The 1,108-nt window shown below is 64.4% G+C and carries 1 protein-coding gene; it reads right to left on the bottom strand.

Annotated features, from left to right (window positions below; translation table 11 throughout):
* Positions 1 to 1,108 (bottom strand): IS1182 family transposase (locus tag FS320_RS43890; RefSeq protein ID WP_152718719.1); only part of this gene is annotated, 1,108 nt, incomplete at both ends.

Below are 1,108 nucleotides of genomic sequence, written 5' to 3'. Positions count from 1 at the left end.
GTCGTACACAGCTCCTTCAGGGCACACCGCTCGCAGCAGGTGGTCCAGTACACGTGCAGAGCCATGCCGTTCTCAATCGACGTAAACCGCCGCGTCAGGCGCTCCCCGGCTGGGCAGCGATAGGTGTCGTCCTCGGGATGATAGACGAAATCCTGCTTGCCGAAGCGACCATCGGCCTTGGCGTTCGACGTGAGGGACTTAGGCACATAGGGTGTGATCCCAGCCCTTTCGCAGGCCAGGATATCCTCGCCCTTGTAGTAGCCCCTGTCCGCCAAAGCCTCCAGGCTCGGCGTGCCCATGGCACCCTGTGCCTGCTGGGCCATCCCCGATAACTGGCCCCGATCCGAGCCGCTGTTGGTCACCTCATGCGCGACGATCAGATGGTGCTGGACATCCACCGCGGCCTGCACGTTGTAGCCAACGATGCCCGTGCCGATGCCGCGGTTGGTCAGGGCCCGCGCATCCGGATCGGTGAGTGAGATCTGCTGGTCAGGAGCCGCGAGCACCTGCTGCTCCAGTTCCCGGAACTGCTGCATCTGCTCCCTGAGCGCCGCGATCTTGTCCTTGATCCGCCCGGCCTTCTCCTGCGCCAGCTCGCTCTCCTGCCGGTCGGCGGTGTCGAGGGCGGAGAGGTAGTGGGCAATGCTGGCCTCCACCTGCTCGATGCGCTTGGCGAGCTTGGCTGGGGTGAAGTTCTTATCGCGGGTGTTGACCGCCTTGAACTTGGAACCGTCGATGGCCACCACCGCCTGCGAGAACAGGTTGAGCTTGCGGCACAGCCCGACGAACTGACGGCACACCGCCCGGATGGCGGGTCCGTTGTCCTTGCGGAAGCGGGCAATGGTCTTGTGATCCGGCTGGAACTGGCCGGTGAGCCACATCAGCTCGAGATTGCGGCCGGTCTCCTGCTCGAGACGGCGGCTGGACGGAATGCGGTTGAGATAGCCGTAGATGTAGATCTTGAGCAGGGCCGCCGGATGGTAGGCGGGGCGGCCTGTGGCGTGCGGGATGACCCTCTCGAACCCCAGAGCGCGCAGGTCGAGCTCCTCGACAAAGACGTCGATCACCCGCACTGGATTCTCGTCACTGACGTACTCGTCGAGGCAGG

The organism is Microvirga tunisiensis (assembly GCF_009296175.1).
GTDB lineage: Bacteria > Pseudomonadota > Alphaproteobacteria > Rhizobiales > Beijerinckiaceae > Microvirga > Microvirga tunisiensis.
This window is presented reverse-complemented; position numbering and strand designations above follow the sequence as displayed.